This is a genomic window from Streptomyces sp. NPDC056948 (assembly GCF_042674225.1).
Lineage (GTDB): Bacteria > Actinomycetota > Actinomycetes > Streptomycetales > Streptomycetaceae > Streptomyces > Streptomyces purpurascens.
Genome location: NZ_JBHUQX010000543.1, coordinates 1 through 5,124, shown reverse-complemented (window position 1 = coordinate 5,124; position 5,124 = coordinate 1). Strand labels below are relative to the sequence as shown.

Here is a 5,124-nt window from a genome sequence, read left to right as displayed (position 1 = left end):
CCGCGAGCGGCGCCGGGCCCGACGGCAGGCACGCGCGGCCGTACGGGCCCAGGAGCGGATACGCCGGCGGGGCGGGGCCGGACAGCTGTCCCACTCGTGAGGAGTGACGGCCGGGGGTTCCTGGCGAAGCGTCCGGACCTTGGAGTGGACGCTCGGCCGATGCCCCTGCCGGTACTCCTCACCGTGCGGCGGACTGCGCCTGCTCCTCCCCCGCGCCCCGGGCGAGTTCGCGTCGCGCCCGCATGACCGCGGTCGAGGTCGCGTCCCGCTACCTCCCGGCGGGCGGGCATGCCGGCGTCGGGCGCGGGCGGTCCACGGTGAGCACCGCGGTCGTCCGGCCGTCCCGCTCGTACCGGGCGGGGAAGCCGCCCTCGGCCGGTGCGCCGTCGGAGAGCTCGCCCTCGGTGATGCGGACGGTGTCGCCGTCCGTGGGCCGGCCAGCGAACTGGATGCGGGCGCCGTACTGGTCGGACCAGAAGTAGGGCACGGCGGTCGCGGTCTCGACGGTTCGTCCGGCGAGCGGGTTGGTCACGGCGGCTCTGGGCTGCTGGGTGGCCGACGTCCAGTGCTCGGCGCGGGTGCCGCCGGCGCAGGCGACTGCGCCGACGGCGACCACCTGGGGCAGGGCCGTCGCACAGCCGTCGTCGCACAGGACGCCGTCGTGCATGGCCAGGGCCGAACCGACCAGCCAGGCGGTGTGGAGGCCGTACGCCTCGCCAACCACACGATCTACGGCCTCGCGGGCGCCGTGTGGACGAGCGACGAGGCCCGGGCCGCGCGGGTCGCGGACCGGCCGCGACTCGGAACGGTCTGGATCAACGACTTCCACCCCTACGTTCCGCAGGCGGAACGGGGCGGTTTCAAGCAGTCCGGCTTTGGACGCGAACTCGGGCCCGCGGGGCTCGCCGAGTATCGCGAGACGAAGCACATCTGGCGCAACACCCGTCCCACCCCCCAGGGTTGGTTCGAGTGATCGAATCCGCCCCGAGGAACACCCACTGAGGAACCGCCCATGAGACCGACCGCGCAGTCCAAAGACGCCCCCGGCCAGGACGACGCCGAACTCACCGAGTTCGGCTACAGACCCGAGCTCAAGCGCACCCTCGGCAACTTCCACACCTTCGCCGCCGGGATCAGCTACATATCGATCCTGACCGGCACCTTCCAGCTCTTCTACTTCGGCTACGGCAGCGGCGGCCCCGCCTACTGGTGGTCATGGCCGATGGTCTTCGTCGGCCAGTTCATGGTCGCGCTCTGCTTCGCTGAGCTCGCCGCCCGCTATCCCGTCGCGGGCTCCGTATACAACTGGTCGAAGAAGATAGGCAATCCGCATCTGGGCTGGCTGGCCGGCTGGATGATGCTGATCGCCTCGATCGTGTCCATCGCGGCCGTGGCACTGGCCTACCAGTTGACGCTGCCGCAGATCTCGTCGTTCTTCCAGTTCGTGGGGGACGGCACCGGTACGTACGACGTGGCGACCAACGCGGTCATCCTGGCCGCGGTGTTGATCCTGTTCACCACCCTGGTGAACGCCTTCGGTGTCAAGTTGATGGCCAGGATCAACACGGCGGGCGTGTTCATCGAGCTGATCGCCACTGTCGTACTGATCGTCCTGTTCGCGGTCCACATCACACGCGGCCCGCAGGTCGTCATGGAGACGCACGGCACCGGGGCGGGGTACGGAAACGGGTACCTGGGCGCCTTCCTGGTGGCCTCACTGGCCTCCGCGTACGTCATGTACGGCTTCGACACCGCCGCCTCACTCGGCGAGGAGTCCCTGGATCCGACCCGGAACGCACCGCGCGCGATCATCCGGGCGATCGTCGCGTCCTTCGTGCTCGGCGGTCTGATCCTGCTGCTCGCGCTGATGAGCGTGTCCAGCCTCAAGGGCGAGAAGCTGTCCACGGACGGTCTGCAATACATCGTCCTGGACGTGCTCGGCCCGACGGCCGGCAAGGCGATGCTGTGGTGCGTGCTGATCGCGGTGACGGTGTGCGCCCTGGCGGTCCACACGGCGGCGATCCGGCTGGCGTTCGCGATGGCCCGCGACAACAACCTGCCCGCGTCCTCGAAGCTGGCCAAGTGCCACCCGCGGTTCCAGACGCCGGTCCTGCCGACCGTGATCATCGGGATCCTCGCGCTGGCGATCCTGGTGGTCAACATCCGCCAGCCGCAGATCTTCACCGTCGTCACCAGCATCGGCATCATCATGATCTACCTCGCCTACCTGGGTGTCACGGTGCCGCTGCTGGTCGCCCGGCTGCGCGGAAAGTGGCAGCCCGCGAGCGAGGGCCGGTTCTCCCTGGGCCGCTGGGGTCTGCCGGTCAACATCCTGGCCGTGCTGTGGGGCGGGGCCATGACGCTCAACCTCATCTGGCCGCGGGCCGCGGTCTACAACGCCGCGGCTCCCTACCACTGGTACCTGCGCTGGGGCGCGGTGCTGTTCGTCGCCGTCATCGCGGGCGGTGGCTTCGCCTACTACTGGTTCGTCCAGCGGCACCGGACCGGCGTGCTCGCCGAGCACCGCTCGGACACCACGGCCTCGTCTCCCCGCTCCGCCCCGGCGGCCGACTGAAGGAGGACCCATGAGTACGCAGGAGCTCGACTATGTCGTGGTCGGCGGCGGCACCGCGGGCAACGTGGTGGCGGCCCGGCTGTCCGAGGACCCCTCCGTGACGGTGTGCGTGCTGGAGGCCGGCCCGAGCGACGTCGGCGACGACGACGTGCTGCGGCTGGAGCGTTGGATGGGGCTGCTGGAGTCCGGCTAAGACTGGGACTATCCGGTCGAGCCGCAGGCCAGCGGCAACAGCTTCATGCGGCACGCCCGGGCGAAGGTGCTCGGCGGCTGTTCCTCCCACAACTCCTGCATCGCCTTCTGGGCCCCCGCCGAGGACCTCGACGACTGGGCGGCCGCGGGCTGTACGGGCTGGAGCGCGGCGGACCTGTTCCCGCTGTACCGGCGGCTGGAGAACAACGACGCGCCCGGCGACCACCACGGCCGCACCGGCCCGGTGAAGCTGCGCACGCTGAGAGCGACGACCCGTGCGGGACGGCCCTGCTGGAGGCGTGCGCGCAGGCGGGCATCCCCACGGTCGCCTTCAACACGGGCCCGGACGGTCGTCCGGGGCGCGAGCTGGTTCCAGATCAACTCCGACGAGAACAACGTCCGCCAGTCGTCCTCGGTCGCCTATCTGCACCCGATTCTCGGTAAGCGGCCCAACCTTGACGTACGGGCTGAGGCCGGCCCGGCGGATCGCCGAGCAGCCCGCGCTGAGCGGCTGGGCGGGGGCGGAGCCGGCGCCCGGACCGGACCTGCGGACGGACGAGGAACTGCTCGGGTACATCCAGCAGACGCACAACACCGTGTATCACCCGTCCTGCACGGTGAAGATGGGCGCGGACGACGATCCTTCGGCCCCCTTGAACGCGCGGCTGCGGGTCAAGGGGGTCCAGGGGCTGCGGGTCGCGGACGGGTCGGTGATGCCCGGCCTGGTCACCGTCAACCCGTGCATCACGACCATGATGATCGGCGAGAAGTGCGCGGATCTGCTGCGGGAGGACGCCTGAGCCTCAGGACGCCGGGCGTTTGAACATCCTGGTGGCCGTGATCTCGCTGTGGACCGTCTCCCCCGCCCGGGCCTGCTGCGGAAGGCCCGGGCGGAGGTGTTCCTCGACGCTGATGTACTTCAGGCCGGCCCGCAGGTCGGCGTCGTTGCGCATGCGGATGACGAGGGGGAACTCGGCCAGCGCGGTGGTGTCGAACAGCCCCGTGGTGTACAGGAGTTGGACACCCAGCGCGTCCGACACCGCCCGCTGGAGTTCCAGCAGGTAGGTGGCGTTGGCGCGGCCGATGGGGTTGTCGAGGAACAGGGTGCCGGCGTGCCGGTGCTTGTCGCGGCCCCGGTCGTTGCTCCGCAGCGCGGCCATCGTGCAGTACAGGGCGATGGCGGCGGTGAGGAGCTGGCCGCCGGAGAACACGTCGCCCATCTGCCCGACGGGGACGCGCTCGGCGCGCAGCACCGCGTCGGGCTTGAGGATCTCGACGGCGACGCCCTTGGGCTGCAGAGCCGCGGCGACGCCCCGCAGCAGCAGGGACATGCCGTCACGCCGCAGGTCGGAGTTCTTCTTGACGGCCGCGCGGGTCGCCTCGTCGATGACCTCCCCCAGCCGCTCGGTGAGTGTGGCCTGGTCGGGCTCCTCGAAGCGGATGCGGAGGAACTCCTGTCCCGACCACTCGCCGAGGCCCTCCGGGAGGCGGGAGAGCCGCTGGGCGGAGCGCAGGGTGGCCAGGGCCGACTCGACCAGGCCGCGCAGACGGTCCACGATCGAGTCGCGGTTGCGCTCGAGCTGCTCCAGTTCGTCCGTCAGGACCCGGAGCCGGGGCGCGAAGGCGTCCGCCCACTTCTGCGCGTGCTCGGGCAGCGCGGACGCGGGCAGTTCGCGGATCTGCTGCCGCGCCGGGGTGCGGACCTGCTCGTAGCGCGTGGAGTTGGCGTGCCGCACGAGGATGTCTCCGGCCTCGCGGACGGCGGCCTCGGCGGCGGACAGGTCGGCGGCGCAGCCGCGCAGGGAGCGGCGGGCCTCGGCGGCCGACTGGCGGGCCTCCTCCGGGCTGCCGGGGTAGGGCTCGGGCTCTTCGTGTTCCTCGTCCGTGGCGTGCTCGCGCAGCAGGTCGCGGAGCATGGCGGCGATCTCGTCGAAGCCGCCCGCCGCGTCCTCGGCGGCGCGGTGGGCGTCGAGGAGTTCGGTGTGCGCCTCCCGTGCCTGGTTCAGCGCCTCGGTGTGGGAGGCGAGTTCGCCCGTGGCGGTACGCAGCAGGGTCTGAGCGTGCTCGGCGTCGCGGGGCTGCGATTCCTCGGGGAGTTCGGTGTGGGCCTCGCCGTCCTCGGGCGCGTGCCGTTCGGCCTCGCCGCGCAGTCGCCCGAGCTGCTCGCTCGCGTTCGACATACGGGTCTCCAGGAGCTGCACCAGCTCCTCGGCCCGGGCGGCGGCGGCCTGGCGGCTGGGCCCGTCGGAGCCGTCGGGGGATTCGAGGAGCTGCTCCGCGCGCGTACGGACCTTGTTGCTCAGCCGGTCCAGCTCCGCACGGGCCGCGCTCTCGTCGCTCTCCGCGCGGGCCTGTTC

3 protein-coding genes and 4 pseudogenes are annotated in these 5,124 nt (G+C 71.3%); 5 read left to right on the top strand and 2 right to left on the bottom strand.

Going from position 1 to position 5,124, the window contains the following annotated elements; all coding sequences use genetic code 11:
- Window positions 1–268: 268 nt before the first annotated feature.
- Window positions 269–700, bottom strand: a pseudogene (locus ACFTZL_RS40635) (oxidoreductase C-terminal domain-containing protein); the annotation flags it as partial.
- Here ACFTZL_RS40635 and ACFTZL_RS40630 point away from each other — a divergent pair.
- From ACFTZL_RS40630 to ACFTZL_RS40610, 5 genes and pseudogenes are all read left to right on the top strand, one after another.
- Window positions 701–973: pseudogene (locus tag ACFTZL_RS40630) on the top strand (aldehyde dehydrogenase family protein); the annotation flags it as partial.
- A 39-nt stretch (window positions 974–1,012) separates the two neighbouring features.
- A complete protein-coding gene (locus ACFTZL_RS40625) occupies window positions 1,013–2,575 on the top strand; it encodes an APC family permease (RefSeq protein WP_382594314.1) in 1,563 nt (520 codons plus the stop codon).
- Window positions 2,576–2,585: 10 nt separating this feature from the next.
- Window positions 2,586–2,768, top strand: coding sequence for a lycopene cyclase family protein (locus ACFTZL_RS40620; RefSeq protein ID WP_382594311.1), 183 nt, complete (start codon window positions 2,586–2,588; stop codon window positions 2,766–2,768).
- A 45-nt stretch (window positions 2,769–2,813) separates the two neighbouring features.
- Window positions 2,814–3,176, top strand: a pseudogene (locus ACFTZL_RS40615) (GMC family oxidoreductase N-terminal domain-containing protein); the annotation flags it as partial.
- Between the two features lie 46 nt (window positions 3,177–3,222).
- Window positions 3,223–3,567 (top strand): GMC oxidoreductase, encoded by a 345-nt coding sequence (locus ACFTZL_RS40610; protein ID WP_382594309.1) that lies wholly within the window; start codon window positions 3,223–3,225, stop codon window positions 3,565–3,567.
- 3 nt (window positions 3,568–3,570) lie between these two features.
- Here ACFTZL_RS40610 and ACFTZL_RS40605 read toward each other — a convergent pair.
- Window positions 3,571–5,124: pseudogene (locus ACFTZL_RS40605) on the bottom strand (hypothetical protein); the annotation flags it as partial.